This window comes from Desulfovibrio sp. (assembly GCF_019422935.1).
Lineage (GTDB): Bacteria > Desulfobacterota > Desulfovibrionia > Desulfovibrionales > Desulfovibrionaceae > Desulfovibrio.
Genome location: NZ_JAHZCJ010000013.1, coordinates 1 through 21,478 on the forward strand (window position 1 = coordinate 1; position 21,478 = coordinate 21,478).

Annotated in this window: 19 protein-coding genes and 1 tRNA gene; 8 read left to right on the forward strand and 12 right to left on the reverse strand. The window is 58.4% G+C overall.

Going from position 1 to position 21,478, the window contains the following annotated elements; translation table 11 throughout:
* Positions 1 to 151 precede the first annotated feature (151 nt).
* Positions 152 to 227: transfer RNA gene (locus QZ383_RS14195), tRNA-Glu, on the reverse strand.
* A 151-nt stretch (positions 228 to 378) separates the two neighbouring features.
* Here QZ383_RS14195 and QZ383_RS14200 point away from each other — a divergent pair.
* The 5 genes from QZ383_RS14200 to QZ383_RS14220 all read left to right on the forward strand — a co-directional run bounded on the left by QZ383_RS14200 (position 379) and on the right by QZ383_RS14220 (position 7,022).
* Positions 379 to 1,764, forward strand: a complete 1,386-nt coding sequence (locus tag QZ383_RS14200) for an NlpC/P60 family N-terminal domain-containing protein (RefSeq protein ID WP_291446405.1) — start codon at positions 379 to 381, stop codon at positions 1,762 to 1,764.
* Positions 1,761 to 3,335, forward strand: coding sequence for a dephospho-CoA kinase (coaE, locus tag QZ383_RS14205; protein WP_291446407.1), 1,575 nt, complete (start codon positions 1,761 to 1,763; stop codon positions 3,333 to 3,335). Before QZ383_RS14200 ends, coaE begins: the two co-directional genes overlap by 4 nt.
* A 139-nt stretch (positions 3,336 to 3,474) precedes the next feature.
* A complete protein-coding gene (locus QZ383_RS14210) occupies positions 3,475 to 5,532 on the forward strand; it encodes an ATP-binding protein (protein WP_291446409.1) in 2,058 nt (685 codons plus the stop codon).
* 15 nt (positions 5,533 to 5,547) lie between these two features.
* Positions 5,548 to 6,036 (forward strand): Cys-tRNA(Pro) deacylase, encoded by a 489-nt coding sequence (gene ybaK / locus QZ383_RS14215; protein ID WP_291446411.1) that lies wholly within the window; start codon positions 5,548 to 5,550, stop codon positions 6,034 to 6,036.
* A gap of 134 nt (positions 6,037 to 6,170) precedes the next feature.
* Positions 6,171 to 7,022, forward strand: a complete 852-nt coding sequence (locus tag QZ383_RS14220) for a PhzF family phenazine biosynthesis protein (protein WP_291446412.1) — start codon at positions 6,171 to 6,173, stop codon at positions 7,020 to 7,022.
* A 126-nt stretch (positions 7,023 to 7,148) separates the two neighbouring features.
* On the opposite strand, the gene QZ383_RS14225 is transcribed toward QZ383_RS14220, so the two are convergent.
* The 10 genes from QZ383_RS14225 to QZ383_RS14270 all read right to left on the reverse strand — a co-directional run bounded on the left by QZ383_RS14225 (position 7,149) and on the right by QZ383_RS14270 (position 17,780).
* Positions 7,149 to 7,337: a rubredoxin gene (locus QZ383_RS14225; RefSeq protein WP_022659169.1), complete on the reverse strand. Its 189-nt coding sequence runs from the start codon at positions 7,335 to 7,337 to the stop codon at positions 7,149 to 7,151.
* A gap of 15 nt (positions 7,338 to 7,352) precedes the next feature.
* Positions 7,353 to 7,892, reverse strand: a complete 540-nt coding sequence (locus QZ383_RS14230) for a bacterioferritin (protein WP_291446414.1) — start codon at positions 7,890 to 7,892, stop codon at positions 7,353 to 7,355.
* A gap of 104 nt (positions 7,893 to 7,996) precedes the next feature.
* Positions 7,997 to 8,404, reverse strand: coding sequence for a transcriptional repressor (locus tag QZ383_RS14235; RefSeq protein ID WP_022659167.1), 408 nt, complete (start codon positions 8,402 to 8,404; stop codon positions 7,997 to 7,999).
* Positions 8,405 to 8,687: 283 nt separating this feature from the next.
* The gene (locus tag QZ383_RS14240) at positions 8,688 to 9,686 is read right to left on the reverse strand and encodes a glucokinase (protein WP_291446416.1); all 999 of its coding nucleotides are present in this window, start codon (positions 9,684 to 9,686) and stop codon (positions 8,688 to 8,690) included.
* A gap of 27 nt (positions 9,687 to 9,713) precedes the next feature.
* Positions 9,714 to 11,171: a D-glycero-beta-D-manno-heptose-7-phosphate kinase gene (gene rfaE1, locus QZ383_RS14245; protein ID WP_291446417.1), complete on the reverse strand. Its 1,458-nt coding sequence runs from the start codon at positions 11,169 to 11,171 to the stop codon at positions 9,714 to 9,716.
* 19 nt (positions 11,172 to 11,190) lie between these two features.
* Positions 11,191 to 13,176, reverse strand: a complete 1,986-nt coding sequence (locus tag QZ383_RS14250) for a glycosyltransferase (protein ID WP_291446419.1) — start codon at positions 13,174 to 13,176, stop codon at positions 11,191 to 11,193.
* Between the two features lie 61 nt (positions 13,177 to 13,237).
* Positions 13,238 to 14,419, reverse strand: a complete 1,182-nt coding sequence (locus QZ383_RS14255; protein WP_291446420.1) for an ABC transporter permease — start codon at positions 14,417 to 14,419, stop codon at positions 13,238 to 13,240.
* Positions 14,420 to 14,689: 270 nt separating this feature from the next.
* Positions 14,690 to 15,877, reverse strand: a complete 1,188-nt coding sequence (locus QZ383_RS14260) for a glycosyltransferase (protein ID WP_291446422.1) — start codon at positions 15,875 to 15,877, stop codon at positions 14,690 to 14,692.
* A gap of 140 nt (positions 15,878 to 16,017) precedes the next feature.
* Entirely contained in the window at positions 16,018 to 16,503 is a 486-nt protein-coding gene (locus tag QZ383_RS14265; protein ID WP_291446424.1) for a hypothetical protein, read from the reverse strand.
* A 185-nt stretch (positions 16,504 to 16,688) separates the two neighbouring features.
* Positions 16,689 to 17,780, reverse strand: a complete 1,092-nt coding sequence (locus tag QZ383_RS14270; protein WP_291446425.1) for a glycosyltransferase — start codon at positions 17,778 to 17,780, stop codon at positions 16,689 to 16,691.
* Between the two features lie 229 nt (positions 17,781 to 18,009).
* Here QZ383_RS14270 and QZ383_RS14275 point away from each other — a divergent pair, with 229 nt between their 5' ends.
* The 3 genes from QZ383_RS14275 to QZ383_RS14285 are packed head-to-tail and all read left to right on the forward strand — an operon-like array spanning position 18,010 to position 20,694.
* A complete protein-coding gene (locus QZ383_RS14275; protein ID WP_291446426.1) occupies positions 18,010 to 19,035 on the forward strand; it encodes a hypothetical protein in 1,026 nt (341 codons plus the stop codon).
* Positions 19,035 to 19,802, forward strand: coding sequence for an alkaline phosphatase family protein (locus QZ383_RS14280; RefSeq protein WP_291446429.1), 768 nt, complete (start codon positions 19,035 to 19,037; stop codon positions 19,800 to 19,802). Before QZ383_RS14275 ends, QZ383_RS14280 begins: the two co-directional genes overlap by 1 nt.
* Positions 19,803 to 19,836: 34 nt before the next feature.
* Positions 19,837 to 20,694 carry an EamA family transporter gene (locus tag QZ383_RS14285; RefSeq protein WP_291446431.1) on the forward strand — a complete coding sequence of 286 codons (858 nt, stop codon included), beginning with the start codon at positions 19,837 to 19,839 and terminating at the stop codon, positions 20,692 to 20,694.
* 169 nt (positions 20,695 to 20,863) lie between these two features.
* Here QZ383_RS14285 and QZ383_RS14290 read toward each other — a convergent pair whose 3' ends face one another.
* On the reverse strand, positions 20,864 to 21,292 hold the full coding sequence (locus tag QZ383_RS14290) for a cupin domain-containing protein (RefSeq protein ID WP_291446433.1): 429 nt from the start codon (positions 21,290 to 21,292) through the stop codon (positions 20,864 to 20,866).
* Positions 21,293 to 21,478: the final 186 nt, after the last annotated feature.

Consider the following 21,478-nt stretch of genomic DNA (forward strand, 5'->3'; position numbering starts at 1 on the left):
AGTTGCCAGACCGCAAGTTGTTGTAACAAATCAAAAGGAGTTTTGCTGACATGCTTAAAGCTTTAAGCTTTACGGAACCCCCCGCCTAGCGGGGGGGGGTTCTACATACAAAAAAGGCGCTTACAGTTAAAACTGCAAGCGCCTTTGAATTTGGCGTCACCAACGGGATTTGAACCCGTCTTAGCGGCTTGAGAGGCCGCCGTCCTAACCGGATAGACGATGGTGACAACGAGGAGTTAAATAAGGCTCTCAAGCCTTATTTGTCAAGCAGTTCATGCACAGGGCTGTAAAATCAGCCGTTGCCGTACCTGCGTTCAAGGTGCTAGGTATGGAGTTGCCGCTTGCGGCGGCGCAAATTTGAAGGAAGGAGCAGCCCTCATGAAATCTCGTCTTCACCTTCCCCTGCTTATCGCCTGTTTTGCCTTGTTGGCCGCATGCGGCGGCAAGGTTATTCCCACGCGCGATGGCGACATGCCCACGTGGATGGGAACCCTGGAAGACCTCCGGCGTTACCCGCAGAATCTGGATGTGTACGCCAAGGCCGCTGGGGAAGACAAACTGCTTGTTTCTCCTGCCGAGCAGGCCAATCAGGCGGCCAGATTTATGCGCATCACCTTTGGCCCGTGGGAAATGACCAAGACCTCCATCCGCAAGCGTGATGTGGCTGTGCTGTTCAACAAGGCGCGCGGCTACAAAATTGGCGATGTACGCTGGACGCAGTCGGAATGGGATGCCATGAGCGCCAACGCGGCTCTGGGCTCCTACCCCTCGCGCAGCCAGGCGGCCATAACCGTGCGCAATGCGAACCTGCGCGAACTGCCCACCAATGAGGCGCGTTTTTCCGAACCCACGCCAAATCCCAAGTCCAATCCCTTTGATTATTTTCAGTATTCCCTTTTGCCCGTGGGCACGCCGGTACTTATCGCGCACACAAGCCGCGATGGCCGCTGGCACTATGTGGAATGCCCTGTGGCTGGCGGCTGGGTGGCGGACGAAGATCTGGCCCCTGTCAGCCCTGAATTCAAATACATGTACCGCAACAGCACTTTTGCGGCCCTGGTGCGCGACCGGGTGAACCTTGTCACGCCCACAGGTTCCATACTTGCCAACATCGGCGCATTGCTGCCCATGCGCGGCGGATACTCTTCGCCTGCGGACGCCGGTTCCGGCGGTCAGGCCGCAATTGAACTGCTTGCCCCCATACGCGGTGCGGACGGTATGGCTCAACTGACCCCGGTGTCACTTACCACAGCAGACGCCGTTCCGTGGCCCCTGCGCATGACCCCTGGCAACGTGGCCAAGGTGGGCAATTTCATGATCGGCCAGCCCTACGGCTGGGGCGGCATGTTCGGCGACAGGGATTGCTCTGCCCTCACACGCGAGCTGTTCACGCCCTTTGGCATCTGGCTGCCGCGCAACTCCGTGGCGCAGGCGCGCACTGGCGCAGTCAACATGCTTGAGGGCATGACCACTGCGGAAAAAGAAGAGCAGATTCTGCGCAACGGCGTTCCCTTCCTCAGCCTTGTGGGCATGCGCGGGCATATCATGCTGTATGTGGGCAAGTATAATGGCCGCCCCGTCATTTTCCACAATGTATGGGGCGTGCGAACGGTTGAGGGCAGCGACACCGATGGCCGCTTTGTTATTGGCAGGGCCGTTGTCACCTCCATCACCCCCGGTGCCGAGCTGAAAAACCTTTACCGTACAACGACGTTTGCCGACAGGCTCCGCACGTTGAGCACCCCGGCGGATACCCTTCAGTGACAGAACTGCGCCATACAACAACCGCCGACGATGCCGGCCAGCGGCTAGATCGCGTGCTGCATCAGGTTGCCTCCGAGATGTCGCGGGCAGCGTTACAAAAAGCCGTTCAGGCTGGGCACTGCCAGGTGGACGGTCTGCCGGAAACCCGCGTAAATGCCAAAATGCGGGCCGGGCAGACCATCACGTTGCGCCTACCGGAAACCGCCACGACCTTGCAGGCGGAGGAAGGACACCTCGAGCTACTCTGGCAGGACGAACACATGGTTGTGTGCAACAAGCCTGCGGGCCTGACGGTGCACCCCTGCCCTTCCTGCCCGGAGCAAACCCTGGTGCAACGCCTGCTGGGGCGGTTTCCGCAACTGGGCAGGATCGAAGGCCAGCGCCCCGGCATAGTGCATCGGCTGGACAAAGACACGAGCGGCATCCTGCTGGTGGCCCTGACAGAGCAGGATCGCCTTGTACTCAGCGAGGCCTTTGCCCAGAGGGAAGTACACAAGGAATATCTGGCCCTAGTGAGCGGCAGGCCGCCCGCAGCGGGCGAATGCCGCGAACCCATTGGCCGCCACCCCACGGCCAAGGTGAAGATGGCCGTTGTGCCGGAATCGCGCGGCGGGCGCGTAGCCCATACGGAATGGAAAACCCTGTGGACAGCTCCGGACAAGCGCTTCTCCTTGCTTGCCGTGCGCATCCATACCGGGCGTACGCATCAGATACGCGTGCACATGACCCACCTTGGGCACCCCCTGCTTGGCGACAGGCTCTATGCGCCCAAGGCGGTACAGGCCCTTGCCCCGCGCCAGATGCTGCACGCGTGGCGCATCAGCTTCATCCACCCGGCCACGGGCAATCTTATGAATTTTGCCTGCCCGCCGCCGGACGACATGCTCATGGCTGCGCTTCAGGGCTGCCGCCGCATGCGCCGCGTGGTGGTAACGGGCAATCCCGGCAGCGGCAAATCAGCCTTTTCCCAATGCCTGGCCGATATGGCCGTGCCTGTCTTCAGCGCCGATGCAACTGTTGCCGCCCTGTACTCCCCCCGAGGGGAGGCTGCGCAATGGATCGGGCAGATCGGCGGCAACGCCCTGCTTACTCCAACAGGTGCTGTGGATAAAACCGCGCTGCTTGAGGCCATGCGCGCCAACCCCGTGTTGCGCCGCGAGGTGGAAAACATGGTGCACAGCCTGACCCACAAGGCGCTGGAAACTTTCTGGATACAGCAGGAATCGCTGGGAGTGCCGCTGGCCGTGGCCGAGGTACCTCTGTATTTTGAAACAGACTGGCAAAACAGCTTTTCACCAGCACCGCACGTTGTCGGGGTGCGCTGCGCCATGCCCCTGCGCGCGCAGCGCATTGAAGCCAATCGTGGCTGGACGCAAGACAAGCTGGAAGCTATCGAAGGCTGGCAATGGGCGCAAGACCGCAAGATGGCCGCCTGCAACACAGTTGTGGATAACGAAGGTTCGCTGGAATCTTTATGCGCCCAGGCCCAGGAATTTTTGACAAGCATGCGCACTCAGGATCAGAAGGATGAACAGGCCCTTGCGCTGCACCTCGCAAGGCTGTGGCAGTAACTACTGGAGTCAGATACTGTCTATCCACTCAAGTTCCATGAGTTTTTCACCTAATTTGCCATTTCTTGACACAATTCGCGGTATTCGCGTATAGGCTATCTTTAAATTTTCAGACCAAAAGCATCAGTTGAAGCAAAACATGTCAGACGCACAACAGCCGCATCAGGGCAATCTAGCCAATCCTCTGGTGCTGGCCTTGGAAATATCAAGTTCAGCCCTTCTGCACGTCAGCAAAGAGCCTTTTCTCAGAGCAGCCATGGCCAGTATTGGCGAATCCTTGCACTGTGAGCAGGTGTCTCTTGTGGAATTTGACGATGAGCAGTGGTCTGCCCCTGTAGTCTGGCGGTCGAGCATTCGCAGTGCAACTGGTGATATGCCTGCGGCAACGCTCAACGACATGTCGCCGGTGCTGGGCATGTTTAAAGAGGGCAAAAGCCTGTGTGTTGCTGATACCTCGGCCATGCCTGAAGGCCCGCAAAAAGCCCTGTTTCTCTCCCGTGGAATCACATCGGCAATCTGCGTGCCCATCGCCCATGATGGCCAGCTTTTTGGCGGCATCTGCCTTTTACGGCACCGCTATCGCGGTCAATGGTCCATTGAGCATTCCAGCCTTTGCCATCTTTTGGGCAGCATCCTAGCCATCACCTTGACGCATTTTCGTCTTTACGGGCAGTTGCAGCGCAAGCACAGACAACTGCACGATATTCTCGATGCTTTCACTGATCCTGTCTGCATTGTTGACATGGAGACGTACAAGATCCTTTTCGTCAACAACAGTGTTGAAGAAACATATCCGCGCAAAGACGGCACGTTGTCCAACATCTGCTACAAAAGGCTCATGGGGCGGGATACGCCCTGCCCCTTTTGCACCAATGCCATAATTGCCGCCTCCAGCGAGCCCTATCAGTGGACGTATGAAAACAAGACCACCAGGCGCACCTATACGGTGGTGGACAAGGCCATCAAGTGGGACAACGATAAAACGGTTCGCCTCAGCATTTCACGCGATGTGACGGATCTGCTGCAAACCCAGCACGAAAAACAGGATGCCGTGGTGGCCTCGCAGGCCAAAAGCGAATTTCTGGCGCATATGAGTCATGAAATCCGCACTCCCATGAACGGCATTATCGGCCTCACCCATCTGGCCCTGCAATCCAATCCCAGCGACGAGCAGAAAAACTATCTGCAAAAAATCCGCACTTCCGCCACAAACCTGCTGGCCATAATCAACGATATTCTGGATCTTTCCAAAATCGAAGCCAACAAGATGGTGCTGGAAGACGCCAACTATCCGCTGGAAGACGTGCTAGAATTCGTGCACACATCGCTGCGCTTCCCCATTGAGCAGAAGGGGCTTGAGTATGAATGCAAACTTGGCGACGATGTGCCGTTGAAGCTCTGGGGCGACAGCCTGCGCCTCAAGCAGGTCTTGCTCAACCTCATGAACAATGCCGTCAAATTCACTGCCGAAGGGCGCATAACCCTGCGAATTGACCGCGAGCTTTCTGGCGACAAAGACAGCCTGCACTTCAGAATTGCAGATACTGGCATGGGCATCAGCCGCGAATACCAGCAGCACCTTTTTGATCCCTATACCCAGGCCAATGCGAGCATCAGCCGCCGCTTCGGCGGCACGGGCCTCGGGCTGAGCATCTGCAAGCGCATTGCGGAGCTCATGCACGGCGCGCTGTGGTGCGAGAGTGAACTGGGCAAGGGCTCCACCTTCCACCTGAGCATCCCCTGCACCGCTGCCCGCAATATCTATTGCCCGCAGGAGCAGGCAGTTGTCACGGCAGAGCCGCTGGACGGAGCGGCGGAGTGCAGCATTCTGGTGGCGGAAGACAACGAAATCAACGTGGAAGTATTGCGCGCCATGCTACGCCAGCTGGGCTTTGAATGCGATGTTGCGCCCAACGGCAAGGAAGCCCTGCGCATGGCCATGGAAACCCCATATGATATTGTGCTGATGGACGTTAACATGCCCGTCATGGACGGTCTGACCGCCACACGCGAACTGCGGCAGATGCTGCCGGGAAATGACGAACAAAAAGTCCTGCCCATCATTGCCCTCACCGCCGCGACCTTACCTGACAACATCGCCGAAATCATCAACGCGGGTATGAACGATCACATTGGCAAGCCCTTCAGCATGGCTACCCTGCGCAATAAACTCGCCAAATGGCTTAAGCTGCACTGAGCACCCCGACAAATCATGGCTGCCGCAAAAGTTTCCAAAACCAATGCCGCCAGAATTCTTGAAGGCCTAGGCATTCCCTACGAACTGCACACCGCTGACGTGGACGAAAATGACCTGTCAGCCGTGACCATGGCACACAATCTGGGCGTTGACCCTGCCTGCGTTTTCAAAACCCTGGTAGCCAGAGGCGACAAAACAGGCGTGCTCATGGCCTGCATCCCCGCTGCTGCGGAGCTTGACCTCAAGGCGCTGGCCGCCGCATCCGGCAACAAGCATGTGGAAATGGTTCCGCTCAAGGATGTTCGCCCCCTCACTGGCTACATGCGCGGCGGCTGCTCCCCGCTTGGAGCCAAGAAGGCCTACCCGGTTTTTGTGGACGAAAACGCCATCCTGCTTGAAAATATCTTTGTGAGCGCAGGCCAGCGCGGCGTTCAGCTGCGTCTCAAGCCGGATGATCTGCTGCGCGCCGTTGAAGGGCAATACGCCCCTGTGGCGCGCATTTAGTCGCCGCGCCCGTTATTTTCCAGCATAAAATCAGCCCGCCGGGGCAGACACGCACAAGCTGCCGCTTGGGTATCATCACCAGCACTTCACGGCGCATGCTCGGCCCATCTGCCCATCGTGCAAGGAGATCATTCGTGCAGTATTATCACGCAAACGTGTTTTGCAAAGAACCCATGACCGGCAACGGGCTGACTGTTTTTATTACCAAGGCCTTTCCTGAGAACGCAGTCATGCAGCAAATCGCCAGGGAATTCAGGCAATTTGAAACAATATTCCTTGTGCGGCGCGGCGATGCCGCTTTTGACGCGCGCATCTTTACAGTTGAGGAAGAACTGGATTTCGCCGGGCATCCAGTTCTGGGCGCAGCAGCGGTTGTGCAGCACGAATTTTTTCAGGACTCCTCCAGCACGGTTCTGTTCAACCTGAACAGCAAGCAGGTCTCTGTTTTTTGCACGGCGCAGGACGATTCTTATGACTGCTGTATGGATCAAGGGCCAGCGGACTTCATCTGCGCCCCGGAGCCGGAAGCGTACGCTCACTATTTGCAGCCGCTGAATCTGGCCACGAACCATATTGCCGCCGGATTTCCCCTGGAGGTTGTTTCAACTGGACTGCCCTACCTTCTGGTACCCATTGCCTCAGGCCTGGAGCAGGCACGCATCCTCGTGACGAATTACGAATCGCGACTTGCACAGATCGGCGCAAAATTCGCCTATGTTTTTGACGTCAACGCGGTAGAAGGCAGAACCTGGGACAATGCAGGTATGGTGGAGGACGTTGCCACTGGCAGCGCCGCTGGGCCGGTAGGGGCCTATCTGTACAAGCACAACAGATTTTCTCCCGCGCAGGAAATACTTCTCCGGCAGGGGCGTTTTGCAGGCCGCGACTCAAAAATCAGCATCCGCAGGGACAAAGCCAGCGGCAACATGCTGGTGAGCGGTCAGGTCCGTCTGCTCGTTCGCGGGGAATGTCTTCTGGGCATGTAAACCCATCCTGCCAAAAGCTCTCAAAAAAACAGCGCAAAAAACAATAGCCCGCTTCCTTCTCTGCCATTGGCAGCGCAAGGAAACGGGCCTTTTCAAAACGCACCACAAGGGTGTTGGATTTCTGGCTTAGCCTTCGTCACTCAAAGGGCGAAAACTCTTTTTTGTTGCCCCGCAAACAGGGCATTTCCAGTCTTCAGGCAGATCTTCAAAACGGGTTCCAGCCGGTATCTTGTGGCGTTTGTCGCCCCGGTCGGGGTCGTAAACGTAGCCGCAATTGACCATCTGGCAACGCCACATATCCTTGGGTTCAGCCATGCTCTTCCCCGCCTGTTAGCCCGCTGCGGGCGTTGCGGTCACAAAGCCCTTGCTGGCCGGGCCAGTGGTGGAAGGCGTACCGGCAATCTTGGCAAGGTAAGTGTCGCCAAGTTTTTTGATATGCCCGTCAATATTGTCGTAATAGGTCAGGTGGGCCTGTTCTTCGTCAATGATCCGTTCAAAGAGACGGGCAGAAACAATGTCGCCCGCATCCTTACAGATAGCGAGAAAACCGCTGTAAGCTTCGATGGTGGCTTCTTCCTGATTGGCGTCAGCCTCGTAGATAGCGGTCACTTCCTGCCCGGTAACAATCTTGCCGTCTTTCTGGGTAGTGGGCTCACCGCCCAGTTCCTTGATGCGTTCGGCAAAATTTTCGGCATGTCGCATTTCGTCAATGGCGATAAGCTTCATGTTGGCAGCAAGCTCGCCATAATCCATATCATCCAGATTATAGTGCTGGTTCATATACTGATGGATGGCGAACAGCTCCATGGCGCGCGCCTTGTTCAGTACTTCTATGACTTTAGCCTTCCGGCTTTCCCTGTTTTCAGCCATGACGCAAGCTCCTTGGTTATAACAGGTTCAAGATGCTATTTGCATAATACGAATAGCAAAATCTCACAAGCAGCCGCGCACACGGAAAAACATTCGGGCAATAGTTACTGGGTTATTTCAAGCGATCTCGCGCAGGTTTCGCACACGCCATCGTATTCCACCCGCGAACTCAAAATACTCGCAAAACCCATTGCCTGCATGCCTTCAACTGTGGGGGCCTGCTTGACGTCTTCAACATCACCAACCCGGCCACAATAAATGCAGCGAACATGCTGATGGTTTGAAATATCGCCATCAAAACGTTTAGTTGATCCGGCAGCTTCAAGACGGCGGATCTCGCCGCTGTCTGCCAGAAAATCCAGATTCCTGTACACAGTACCCAGGCTTATTCGGGGCAAACGCTCGCGCACGATGCTGTACAGCTCATCCGCAGTAGGATGGCTCTTGAGCTTGCGCAGTTCTTCCAAAATAACTGCCCGCTGCCGGGTCATTCGTGTTTGTGTTTGAGCCATGCCAGCCTCCAGTGTTGCTAAAAATTACTGTTATCGCGGAATACTGTCAAGCCCAAACTCAACCAAAAGACTAAGACTTCTGCCTGGCGAAAAACAGTGCGCAATGGCTGCTTATCGGAAACATGGTTCCCATGCAAAAAAGAGTCGTGCGGGCAGATCCAGTCTAGCCAGAGTACGCGCGCCACAAGGGCATAAAAAACATACCATCGCAGTGCGGGTAAATAAATAACTTTCAGAAAGGCGTCAAGGCGTAACCCCAAATTGCATCAGTCCGGAGTGGGCGTTATTCCGGGCTCTTTTCAGCCTGGGGCATGTGGCAGGAATGCTCCACAGCCGCGCACGCCGCACCCCACAGGCCGCTGTTTCCATCGGCGATAAGATAAATGGGAACAGAGGCCGCAATGCCTCCGATATCAGGCACCAGACCAAGCTCTTGCAAAAAGGCCGGATGCGTCAGGCACAGGGGATTTTTGGCGGCAATGCCGCCCGCAATCCACAACCCGCCATGGCAGATCGTGGTCAGTATCCACTGACGGCAAAAACGGCCCCAAAATCTGGCATACCACAACAGCGTGGGCGTTTCGTGCGACAGGGCCTCAGCGCCCACGGCGGGAGGATAAAAAAACTGGCCCGAAAGATAGTAGTGCAGCACGGAGAGCCCTTCGCCGGAAAGCACATTTTCCGCCGTGGGGTAATCGCGTCCCAGTTCACGGGCTAGGAAGGCCTGATAGGCCTGTTCTTCCGGCCCCACAAAAGCAAAGGCCGTATGCCCGGCCTCAGAGGGCACGGCCAGCCAGCTTCCGGCAGAGTCAGGCCCGTCCGAGCTTACCAGCATGGCAGCGCCAAGGCCTGTGCCAGCGCCAAGCACGGCCCGGGTCTCTCTGGATTGCTCAATGGATCGTGTGCTGCTGCGTACAACTGTGGCCGCTGTACCGCAGGGCGTCAGCGTGGCGAAGGCCTGTGCGCTGAAATCGTTGAGCACCAGGCAGCAGGCCAGGCTGTACTGCTGCGCTACGCCATCAAGATCAATACGCAACTGCCCGTTGGTGAGTCTGCCGCGCAGGCCCTTCACAGGCCCGGCAAGCGCAATGACGAGGGAATCACCCGCAGAAAATGGATATTGTAAAAGCTGCTGCATGGCTTGCAGCACATCATGGGCATTGCCCAGATCAGCCGATTTTGCCCACACCGCAGACATCAGCGTGAGGTTGCCCTCGTATTCTGTGAACAGGGCAAATCTTGCGTTGGTTCCACCTATATCTGCTGCGAAAATGCGTTGCATGTACGGCTGAAAACTCCGGCTGCTGACCTAGGTGACATCCCGCTGGTTGTCGATTTTGCGCACTATGCCAGTGGTGCTGCAACCGTCTACCAGGCGGGCAAGATAGACCCTGCCGCCCCCCTGCTGCACAACATCGGCCCCGACCACATTGTCAATGGTATAGTCGCTGCCTTTCACGAGCACATCGGGCCGCAGGGCCGAGATGAGTTCAAACGGAGTATCTTCGTCAAAAAGCACAATGGCGTCCACGTCTGACAAAGCAGCCAGCAGCAAGGCGCGGCTGCTTTCGTTCTGGATGGGACGGGTCGGCCCCTTAAGGCGGCGCACAGAGGCATCGCTGTTGAGCCCCACAATCAGGTGGTCGCCCTGAGCGGCGCTCTGCCGGATAAGGGAAATATGGCCAGGATGCAGCAGATCAAAGCAACCGTTGGTAAAAACCACAGTTTCGTTTTTTCTGCGCCATTCCTCAATTTTTTCCACAAGATTCTGAACGTTAAAAAGCTTGGGATTGTCGGCCTGTTCGCGAAGCGCCTCGTTAAGCTCTGCAATAGACACCGGCGCAGTGCCCATTTTACCCACGGCGACCCCAGCCGCCGCATTGGCAAGGTGCATGCTTTCGGCCCAGGGCAGGCCTTTGCCCACGCATGCTGCCAGAGTGGCAATAGCGGTATCGCCTGCGCCGGAAACATCGGCCACTTCGCGCACGGCGGCGCGGCAGTAAACAGGTGCTTCGTCAGGAGTAAACAGGGCCATGCCCTTTGAGCCCCGTGTTATGAGCAGGCGCTCAATGCCGTAGCGGGAGCGCAGTTCCCCGGCAAGGGTTTCGCGGCGGGGTCTGCTGAGCGTTACGCCAGCGTTCAGTCCGCAGGCTGCGTCAAATTCCCCGGCATTGGGGGTAACGCAGTGCGCTCCGGCGTAGCGTCGCCAGTCGCTGCCCTTGGGATCAACCAGCACGGCGATGCCAAGGCGGCGGGCTTCTTCAATGATTATCTGGCACAAATTGCAGCCGCTGGCCGATTCAAGCAACACGCCCTTGGCGTAGTCAGAAAGAATAACCGCATGTCGCCCCGGTAACAGGGAAAGAACCTGTTTTTTCAGAGCGTCGGCTTCTTCTGCACCGAGGGGGGCGCTTACTTCCTCGTCAAGGCGCAGCAATTGCTGCCCCTGTGCCAGAACGCGCGTCTTGCAGGTGGTGCGGCGGCTGGGCGAAACGGCCAGCCCGTCTGCTATGCCCTCAGCCGCGAGCGCCTCGCGCAGGTCGCTGGCTGCGGCATCCTGCCCCACTACGCCAGCCACAGCTACATCAACGCCCAAGCGCATAAGGTTGCGCGCCACGTTGGCAGCACCGCCCGGCACAGACCAGCGTTTTGCCGCAGACACCACAGGCACCGGGGCTTCGGGAGAAATCCTTTTGACCTGGCCTGCAATATAATGATCAAGCATCACATCGCCCACAACCAGTATGCGTACTCCGTCAAAATTCATGAGGCTCTCCCGGCGTGGTTCAGGCCTTGCCGCAGGCTTTTTTGATCAGCTCGGTCAGCCGGGCTTCCGTGCGGTCTGTATCCACAAGGGTAACTACCGACTTGCGGGCGGCCTCGCCAAGGCGCTTGCGTTCCTCGGGTCGGGAGGCAAGAGCTTCCAGAACGTCAGCCAGCGCGCCCACATTGTCTTGCGGCACAAGGCGTCCATTACCGCCGTCCGTAATGGCTTCCGCATGGCCCGGCAAATCGCTCGCAACCACCGCAAGGCCAAAGGCAAGGGCTTCCACCAGAGCCGATGGCACGCCGTCGGCGTCTCCGCCGGTGGTCTTGCGGCCAGGAGCCACAAAAACATCCGCCCGGTTGTACATATCCGCCATGTTTTCATGGGGAATCTGCCCGGCAAACTGCACCGAACCACGAAGCCCAAGCCGCCAGACAAGCCAGCGCAAACGCAGCTTTTCCAGCCCCTGGCCCACAAAGGTCAGCGAAAAGTTCACATTTCTGTCGGCCAGCAGGCGGCATGCCCGAAGCAGGAGATCGTACCCTTTGCGGCGTGCAATGGTGCCCACAGCCAGCAGGTTGAAATCCGCAGCCTTATCCGCATCATTGGCGGCATCGGCCCCGGTGGGCACGGGCATCTGCTCTTCCATATCCTCCGGCGGCGTGAGGGTAAGGGGATCACGCAGCACGAGCAGTTTGTCTTTCAGCTCGGGCAGCAATTGCAGCATGGCAGCGCGCGTGGCTTCTGTATCGCAGCGCACAAATTCGGCATCCGCACCCTTGGCGGCCCAGTTGAGGCCTGGTTCCGTCATATCCTGAGCGCGCACGGCAAAAGCATACGGCACATGCATAAGGCGCGAGGCAACCCAGCTGGCTGTGGCTGGTCCGTGGGCCCCTGCTGCATAGAAAAATTCAATCTTTTCTTCCTGGCCCCAACGCGCCAGCATGGCCCCGGCGCAAAATGCGCGCAGGTGATCCCACCAGCGGCTGCCCCAGCGGCCACGCCCCGGCAGTTTGCGCCAAAGCGCCCACAGCTGGGAGGAAGAACCGCGCATGAGCCTGAGCATACCCAGGCAGGCCGCAAGCACACGCAATGCGCCGATGCGCCGCACAGCCAGCGGCAGGGCGTAGCCCTCGGGATTGCCCAGAAATCCGTTATCACGGATGGCGTAAATACGGGTGAGCAGCCCCGCAGCGTGCATGCGGTGGGCCTCATCCATCAGGCACTGACCGGAGGCCTCGGGAAAGCTCTCGGCAACCATGGCGCCGCGCACCACAGGAGCAACCCCATGGAGCAGATTGTGCGAAATGGTGTCGGGCATCTGCGGCAGGTTGCGCTGGCGGCAGTGCAGAATGCCGTCTTCAAGGGTGTAGATGCTGTCGCAGAATTCGGCCATTTTGGGATCATGCGTAACCATAACCATGGAAACGCCGCCCGTATGGCAGAGCGAACGAAAATTATCCATGATAAGGCGGCTGGTTTTAGCGTCCAGCGCGCCCGTGGGTTCGTCAGCCAACAGGATGCGCGGATTGTTGACCATTGCGCGGGCAATGGCCACACGCTGCTGCTCGCCGCCCGAAAGACGGTTGCTGCGGTAGTGCACACGCGCGGAAAGGCGCACAAGTTCAAGGGCGCGGATAACCCGCTCCCAGCGTTCTTCTGGCGGAATTTTCTCAAATATCAGGGGAAATTCAACATTTTCAAACACAGTCGAGTGGTCAAAAAGGTTGCTCGACTGCATGACAAAGCCCATGGTGCCACGGCGGAAACTGGCAGTCTGCTCACGGTCAAGCGTCAGCACATCCTTGCCAAGAATTTGCAAAGAGCCGGAATCAGGCGCGTGCAGCATGCCCAGCACGTGCAGCATGGTGGATTTGCCGCAGCCCGAAGGCCCCATGATGGCCACCATCTCGCCGGGAACAACTTCAATATTCACGCCACGCAGCACCGGTGAAAAACCGGCGTAGCATTTATATAAATCTTTGGCGACTATAACGGGTGCCATGATCCACCTTGTGCATGTGCGGCAGAGCCGCAAGAACGCGGGCCAACCCGCGCATTGTGTGCTATTCGAATCGCAGAGCGGTTACCACGTCCATGCGGCTTGCCTGCATGGCAGGGAACAGACCGCCCGCTATGCCAATGACGGCAGAAAAAACGATGCTTCCCAGGCTGCTGAAAAACAGCAGCGAATACGAAACGCCCGTCCCAAGCGATAAGGAACCGATCTCAACCAGCGCGCAGCCAATAAGAATGCCAAATATGCCGCCAGCAACCGATTTGCACAGAGCCTCGGCCAGGAACTGCGCCAGTATGTCTATATCCGAGCCGCCCATGGCCTTTTTAAGGCCCACTTCGCGCGTTCTGGCCCGAACTGCGGCAAACGTGCCATACCAGATGCCGAAACCGCCCAGCATGAGCGATGCGGCAATACCAAGCCACAGCAGAGCCTCAACCCACATGAAGGTGGTTTTGATGCGCTTGAGCTGATCTTCCTGCGTCTGCACCACGATATAGGGGGCGGACTGGTGCTCGCGCACCATCTGGGGAACAATTTTGACAAGCGGCGGCACGTCTTCCCAGCCAATGGCGCGGATAAAGAGCCTGCGCACCTTGCCCCGGCCCCAGTTGCGGTCGGCCATGGTGGTATAGGGCAAAAAGCCGCCCTGGCTCCAGCTGCCAAGCATGACGCCGCTGACAACGCCCACCACTTCAAAAACATCCTGCTCCAGAAAGAGCAGCTTGCCTATGGCTTCTTCCGAACCGCCAAATAAATTTCTGGCCGCGTCCCTGCCAAGCAGGCATACGCGCCTGTGAGAGTCCACATCTTCCTGATTGAGCAGCCGCCCGGCCACGAGATCAATGGAGTAGACCTCGGCGAAATACTGGTCGATGCCGATAAAGTCCACATTCAGCGTGCGCTCGCCGGTGCCGCGTATGGGGAAAGATTTATTATCGCGCAGGTTTCTGCTCACCAGGCTGACGCCGGGTAACTGGGAAAGGGCTTCCACAGTTTCAGGATAAAACTCGCGGTCGGGTTGACCGGGGTACTGGGCGTCATCCATGTATACCTGGATGACGTTGACGCCACCCATGAGCACCATGTCCTGCCCCACCTTGTACCGGATTTCGCGGCCAAGTACCGCCAGGACGATAAACGCCGTGATGCCCAGAGCGATGGAAAGCATCACCCCGAAGCCGCGCTGGCGCACAACCTGCCTGAGGCTGACGCGAATAAGGTCTGACATTGCAATCATGGCGCAATCACTACTCTGACAAAAAACGATAAAATAGGCCGTGGCTTATGCCGCGCACATGCGCAACGCCATTGCCGCATCCTGCTGTCGGGCTGCATACAGACATATTGCATACGGTCCGTGACAAAAGGGCAAAAGATAATACACGCCACCATAGGTGTATGTCAAAGCCTCTATTTTCATACCCTGTCACGGACCACATGCGCAAAAACAGAGAGACGATGGGGAAACCATGTTCTCATAAGGCGTGATTTCAAATTGCTACTTCGTTCCCTGACTGTGTTCAGAGCGCAGCACTACCCCACCCTTGCCGACTTCATACTTTATGCCGTGCCAGACAATATCCCACGACTTGATGCTCTGCCAGTAAACGGAGGTAAACATGCGCACGGCGTCCGCAAAAGCCATGCACCAGCGCCACAGCGGCACGGGCTTGGCAAGCAGACCACGCCACAGATGCAGCGCGCTGACCATCGCCGCCAGCCAGAACAGGGCAAGCAACACGCCGGCGCCGCTGCCCACGTTCACAATCCAGCCCAGAAAGGCCAAGGCCGCGCACACCATGGGCAGAGCCATCATAACACACATGAGGCCCAGCAGCTTCCACTGGCCGGGCATGCAGAACTTGAGAAAAAGCACCTGCCTGTCCATCCAGGCCCGCCAGACGGGCGTGGAGTGATTAACGGCATCAGTGTGCAGCAACGCGCCGGGGCAGAGCCGCACTTTTGCGCCGCGCACCTGAAGCAGGGCCGTGAGCGAGCAGTCGTCCACAACGTTTTCAAGCCACAACTGCGCCACGCCGTATTTTACGTAGGCCGCGCGGGTCATGGCCATAGCGCCGCCCCACAACTGGGTAAAGGCAGACATGGCTTGCAGGTAGCGCATAAGCATGACGCACAGCGTATAGGCCAGCGTTACGGGCTGGTCGTCGCGAGGTTCCACCACATGGTAACCGGTGCTGAACGAAGCTTCGCCCCTGGCCATGGGCGCTGCCAGATGCCGCAGAAAATCGGGTTCCGCCATGTGAGTGCTGTCGCAGAACACATAGACGTCCACTTCGTCGCCCAGAGCGGCAATACCCTGAAGGCTGTTGTGGTTTTTTTGCCCGCAACCAGTGGCGGTGCCTGCCACCACATGGCGCAGGGCGGGAAAATCCTTCTTAAGCCTGCCCACAAGCTCGGCGGCGGGTTCATTTTCTTCCGCAGTGACGAGAACGGGCACAAAACAGGGGTAATCCTGGGTCAAAAGGCTGCGCAGCGAGCCTTCCATACGCGGGTCGCGCCCCGCCACGGGCACTATCATGCCCACCGAGGGCCATTTGTCTTCAGGTATGGCGCGGTTGGCCTCGGCTTCTTCCTCAATACGGCGGGGCATGCTTTCGCCCCTGCGGGCCAGAATATACAACAGAGCGCATTGGGAGGTGGCCAGCAAAAACCATATCCAGAACATAGGCACTCCTTCATGTTATTGTTGGATGGATCAGCAATCGGCTGCAAGGGCGCGGATCCTTTGCAGCACTTGCAGCAAACGCATGTTCAGGCAAGCCCTGCCGGAGCAGGACGTGAATACACCCTGCCCGCAGCGCAATTTTATTGGGGCAAGGGGGCGCAGTCTTCTGGCGCAAGCGGCGCATCGTGGGTGCGCTTGCCCTCCAGACGTATGTTCATGCCGTTCTTCAGGCTGATGACGCCCTCGACTTTATCGGCAGAAGCAAGACGCCCCTTGAATGAATGCCCGGATGAATGGTGCGCCTCAATATCATTGTTACGCACCGTTCCATCTATGTGGTACACGTCAACCTTGCCGTTGTACAGACGCAGGTGCACCACGCCGCGCACCGTGCCCTGAGCGGAAACGCACACGCCCACACGGTATGTTGATGAATAGAGCGAGCCAGTCCAAAGTTCGCGCACTTCCACAGGGGTGTTGGCAGCAGACGGCGCTGGCGTTGCTGTGTCCCCGGCAGGAGGGGGCGTATTTTTCTGTTCGCCGCGCTGTTCCGCCGAGGTGCCGGAATCATGGCTCTGCGGAGGTTGAGCCTCGGCGGCGCGGGCCGCAAAAACACCCACGGTCATCAGGCAAAGGCAGACGCAAAGCGCCGCAAGACACAAAACTGCATATTTCAGCCGCGCGCGCCTGAGCCGTATTGCCCGCGTTGCCTGTGCAGCCCTGGAGCATGCACGCAGTGAATTTTGATCTAATTCCATATATTCCTGCGCCTTCCGCACTTGGGCAGAAGACTGATTGACAAGTTCAGCCGTCAGTTGCGGCGCAAGCCGGCAAAAACGGCCTGATGCGCCTCCACCATGGCAGTGAAGGAAAAATCCCGCTCCACGCGCAAACGCCCGGCCTGGCCCATGGCATCGCACAGCGCGCCGTCTTCGAGCAGGCGGCAGCAGTTTTCCGCCAGAGCCGCCACATCGCCCGCCTGTGAAAGCAGACCGTTCTGACCGCTCTCCACCAGCCGTGGAATGCCGCCAACCGATGTGGCGCACACGGGCAGGCCGCAGGCCATGGCTTCAAGAATCACATTGGGCTGACCTTCGCGCACGGATGAAAGTGCAAAGATGCGCCCAGCGGCATAGTGCCCGCGCATATCAAGCCCGCCGGGGATAAAGTCCACGTTGCTTCCGGCGGCGTGCTCCTTGGCCCACTGGTGCAGATTGGCCTCTTCCGGGCCATCCCCCACAATGCGCAAACGCGCCGAGGGGTGGCGTTGCAACACAATCTCAAAGGCTCGCAAGAGGGTCAGATGATCCTTGTCGCCCGCAAGGCGCGCCACGCAGACAATCTCGGGCGCTCGGGCCGAGGGCGCAGCCCCGGACGGCGCAAAAAATTCCGTATCCACCCCGTTGGGGATGTAGCTCAAACGGGATTGCGGCAAGCCAAAATAGAGCAAAATTTCATGCAATGCTTCGGAATTGCAGATCATATGATCCGTAAGCCGCCAAAGCCAGCGTTCATGCTGCCGCTTGGGGCCGCCGCCGCCACGGCAGGTTCCCACAATACGCGGGGCTTTTTTTTCGCCAAGCCAGCCCAGCCGCCCCCAGATGCGCCCCCATATATTGGGCAAAGCCGTGCAAGGCACGATGACATCTGGCTGCAACCTGCGCAGCTTTGAATACAGGGCTGCAAAAAACAGGGGCGGCACCTTGCGGGCATGCCCCATATGGTGCAGCTCTATGCCCGCATCCCGCGCGGCTTCATCCAGGTCAGTGGGGCCAGTGAGCGTAAGCATGACCGGCGTAAAACGAGTTCGATCCAGGCGGCGGGCCAGTTCAAGGGTCTGGCGTTGCGTACCGCCATAACAAAGATCCTCCATAAAAAAGAGGACGCGCTGTGGGATGGTCATGCTTCTCCTTCAGATAACCAGACGGCGGAAAGTTACGGCACAAAAGCCGAACAACCGTATGCATTATTGTATGCATTCCGCCCGGTTTTGCAAGGCCGCCCAAGACACCGCCGCATAATATACTAAAAATACAGGCAATTATTTTATGCCACCCAGGCAGACCACGCAGGTGAGCGGCCTGTGCGCGCTCCGCATTGCCATGCGCCCAGCTTGGGCTTACAGTTAAGGAATGACTGACTGCACCAACGATACATCCTTCAATAATCAGGCAGACAAACCCGCCCTGCGCGTGATTGTGAGCCTTGATGTGGAAGAAGAGGGACTATTTTCCGGCAATTATGCGGCGCAAGGCTGCGGCGTGCGCAATGTGGCCCTGTTGCGCAGGCTTGCCCCCCTCACCAGCGAACTGGGCTTTCCGCTCACGCTGTTTTGCGCGCACACGGTTTTTGCCAATGCCGAAGCCTGCTCCCATCTGGCCTGGATGCGCGACCACTGCGATGCAGAAATCGCCGCGCACCTGCACCACTGGAGCACGCCGCCGCTTGGGGATGACACGGCACAGCCCGCCACCCGTAAACAGGGGCCGCCCATCCGCACAGACCGCCTGCCGCGAGAATTGCTGCGCCAGCGCCTGCGCACTCTGCTGGATGCAGGACGCGAATTTCAGGGCGCGGATCTGACCAGTTTTCGTATGGGACGCTGGGATCTCAAATCCACGGTGCGCCCCCTGCTGGCGGAGGAAGGCATCACCTTTGACAGTTCGGTGTGCCCCCTGCGCGTCTTCCATGACGGGCCGGATCATTTTCTTGCGCCCTCCGACCCGTACTGGCTTGAGGACGCCCCCGGCCTGCTGGAATCGCCGGTTACACAGATTCCGCTTTCGCGCACGCTGGCGCGGCTGTGGCATGGTTGCGCCAGAGGCGCGGCCTGGGCCGATTCCTTTCATTTTTGGGGAGCGTTGAGCCCCAACCCGGTATGGCACAGCGCCGCCGTCATGCGGGCGGCTACGCGCCTGCACATGGCGCGCGGCGGGCGGGTTTTGAGCCTGTTCTGGCATTCGTCAGAAATGCTGCCCGGCGGCTCGCCCAACATTCCCGATCAAAAAGCTGCCGATGCCCTGTACAAAAAAATTCATGATTTTCTGGCGTGGCTGGCGCGCAATTACGCAGTGCGCGGGCTCACCGCCGCCCAACTGCGAAAGCAGGCCCCCTGCCTTGATTTCGGCCCCCGCCCGGCAGGCAAGGGAGACTGGTAATGCCCCGCGTGGTCTTTGTGCTGCTGGACGGCCTTGCCGCCGCCACGGCCCGTCGCTGCATGAGCTACATGCAGTCGCTCACCGATGCAGGGCTGGCGCGACATACGGAGCTGCGAGGTGAACTGCCGCCGCTCTCCCGCCCCATTTACGCCACCCTGCTCACAGGTCTGCGCCCGGTGCAAAGCGGCATTGTGCATAATGATGATGCCCGGCTCTGCCCCGCGCCCACCATTTTCAGCCGTGCGCAGGCCACAGGCCTGACCACCGCCGCCGCTGCCTACCACTGGATGAGTGAACTGTGCAACGTGGCCCCCTATGAGCCGGGGCGCGACCGAATTACAAATGATGCGGCCCTGCCCATTGCCCACGGCCTGTTTTACTGCACCGATGCCTACCCGGACGACGAACTTTTTCACGATGCGGCCTGCCTGCGGCGTCACCATGAGCCGCATCTGTTGCTGGCGCACAGCATGGGCATTGACAACGCAGGCCATCTGCACGGCGCAAGCAGCAAGGAATACCGGGATGCCGCCCGCAGGGCCGATGGGCTGCTGGCCCGCTGGCTGCCGGAATGGACGGCGGCAGGCTATGCAGTGCTGGTCACCAGCGATCACGGCATGGACGACGACGGCCGCCATAACGACAACAGCGAAGCCAGCCGGCGGGTTCCCCTGTGGCTGGCGGGTGAAGGGTTTCAAAACACCCCGCTGCCCACAGATCAAACGCAGATTGCAGGGCTTGTATGCCGTGCACTCGGCATTGAATAACCCCCTGCACCTCCCCACTATTATGCGGCAGAACATGTTCAACGGCTATGTATGGATTTTGCTGGCGGCCCTGCTGTGGTCGCTGCTGGGCGTTGTTTCCAAGTTTTGCCAGCATGCGGGAGTATTGCCGCTTGAAACGGCCTTTTGGCGGGCGACCATAGGCTGCGCCTTTTTCCTGGCGCATGCCGCTCTGACCGGAGGGCTGCGCATTCCCTTGCGCCACGCCCTGACATTTATGCTCTTTGGCGCATGGGGCGTTGGGGTATTTTTCGGGGCCATGCAGATGGCCATCAAGCTCAGCGGCGGCGCTACCGCCGTTGTGCTGCTGTATACGGCCCCGGTGTGGGTGGCTGTTTTTTCGCGCTTTCTGTTTGGCGAGCACATAACACGGCGCAAGGCACTGGCCGTGCTCATTGCCCTTTCCGGCACGGCGCTGGTCTGTTTTTCCGGCGGTAGCCTGCCGGGCGAAACATCCCTTGAGGGCATTGGCTTTGGCCTGCTCTCCGGCCTGTGCTATGCCACGCACTATCCCTTTTACCGCTGGTGGCAACGCCGCTATTCCACAGCCAGCATTTATGGTTTTATGCTGTTGGGCGGTGTGGTGGCACTTGGCTTCTGCGGCCCGGTGCATGTGGATCACGCCCCGGACACATGGGGCTGGCTGTTCGCCCTGGGGCTGCTTACCTGCTACATGGCCTACATCTGCTACGGACAGGGGCTGAAACGCATCAGCCTTGTGCGGGCAGCAGTTACCTGCCATCTGGAGCCGGTGCTCGGCACTCTTTGGGTCTGGCTGTTCTGGAACGAGAGCTTTAGTGCCTCAGGCTGGATGGGCGGCGCGCTGGTGCTCAGCGCGGTATTTCTGCTGACCACGGACAAAACCAGCGAATAGCGCTGATGCCTGGGTGATCTAGCGCTAAAGCCCGAAAGTGCCCACGAATGCCCCTCCACCAAATACAAACCCCATCAGACTTTCAAAGAAGCAGCGTACGGACTGCCGTGCTTTGTTTGCCTGATGGGGTATATTTATCGGGCCGAGCTTGCCCTGACGGCTCGAAGCATTAGCGCTGGCCGATCACATCCAGAAATACCAGCGGTACGTTGCCGCTACATTTGAGCGCATGGGTGTCGCCAGGGCGGGCGATGGTAATGTCGCCGCCTTTCACCGGGGTTTCCTTGCCCGCGCTGTCGGTGAACACGCCCTCGCCGGAAACGATGATGTAGGCATCTTCATTGTTTTCATGCTTGTGCATGCCAATGGAAGCGCCCGGTTGCAGGGTCATCCAGCCGATTTCCTTGATAACCATGTCCTTGGAGGCATCGTTGCGGGTAAAGCCGAACTGCCCAAACAAGGTTCCCTGGCCGCCCGCCACCTTATCGCGGTTCCAGGTTTTCAAAGAATCCTTGGGGTAGAGCTGCGGTTCGCCCGCAAGAGCCGTTCCGGAAAACACCAGAGAACACAGCGCTGCAGCAAAAAGCATCTTTTTCATGATCACACTCCCGTTGCATGAACACACTCTATAAATGCACATAACGCGATGGAATCACAGAACAATAAAAACGTATCAGATACAGGCGGCAAGCTGCTGCTGACGCCCAGACCATACGCCCGCGCAATGCCGTCCGCAAGTGAATAATTTCCCAATCAAAACGCCGAAGTCTCGTCCTTACCGGCC

Coding starts and splice junctions, on each gene's coding strand:
- QZ383_RS14285 (WP_291446431.1), top strand. CDS start 19,837: ATGTTCAACGGCTATGTATGGATTTTGCTGGCGGCCCTGCTGTGGTCG.
- QZ383_RS14230 (WP_291446414.1), bottom strand. CDS start 7,892: ATGGCTGAAAACAGGGAAAGCCGGAAGGCTAAAGTCATAGAAGTACTG.
- QZ383_RS14250 (WP_291446419.1), bottom strand. CDS start 13,176: ATGGCACCCGTTATAGTCGCCAAAGATTTATATAAATGCTACGCCGGT.
- QZ383_RS14260 (WP_291446422.1), bottom strand. CDS start 15,877: ATGTTCTGGATATGGTTTTTGCTGGCCACCTCCCAATGCGCTCTGTTG.
- QZ383_RS14210 (WP_291446409.1), top strand. CDS start 3,475: ATGTCAGACGCACAACAGCCGCATCAGGGCAATCTAGCCAATCCTCTG.
- QZ383_RS14290 (WP_291446433.1), bottom strand. CDS start 21,292: ATGAAAAAGATGCTTTTTGCTGCAGCGCTGTGTTCTCTGGTGTTTTCC.
- QZ383_RS14240 (WP_291446416.1), bottom strand. CDS start 9,686: ATGCAACGCATTTTCGCAGCAGATATAGGTGGAACCAACGCAAGATTT.
- QZ383_RS14280 (WP_291446429.1), top strand. CDS start 19,035: ATGCCCCGCGTGGTCTTTGTGCTGCTGGACGGCCTTGCCGCCGCCACG.
- QZ383_RS14200 (WP_291446405.1), top strand. CDS start 379: ATGAAATCTCGTCTTCACCTTCCCCTGCTTATCGCCTGTTTTGCCTTG.
- QZ383_RS14275 (WP_291446426.1), top strand. CDS start 18,010: ATGACTGACTGCACCAACGATACATCCTTCAATAATCAGGCAGACAAA.
- QZ383_RS14225 (WP_022659169.1), bottom strand. CDS start 7,337: ATGGCTGAACCCAAGGATATGTGGCGTTGCCAGATGGTCAATTGCGGC.
- QZ383_RS14270 (WP_291446425.1), bottom strand. CDS start 17,780: ATGACCATCCCACAGCGCGTCCTCTTTTTTATGGAGGATCTTTGTTAT.
- QZ383_RS14265 (WP_291446424.1), bottom strand. CDS start 16,503: ATGACCGTGGGTGTTTTTGCGGCCCGCGCCGCCGAGGCTCAACCTCCG.
- rfaE1 (WP_291446417.1), bottom strand. CDS start 11,171: ATGAATTTTGACGGAGTACGCATACTGGTTGTGGGCGATGTGATGCTT.
- QZ383_RS14235 (WP_022659167.1), bottom strand. CDS start 8,404: ATGGCTCAAACACAAACACGAATGACCCGGCAGCGGGCAGTTATTTTG.
- QZ383_RS14255 (WP_291446420.1), bottom strand. CDS start 14,419: ATGTCAGACCTTATTCGCGTCAGCCTCAGGCAGGTTGTGCGCCAGCGC.
- ybaK (WP_291446411.1), top strand. CDS start 5,548: ATGGCTGCCGCAAAAGTTTCCAAAACCAATGCCGCCAGAATTCTTGAA.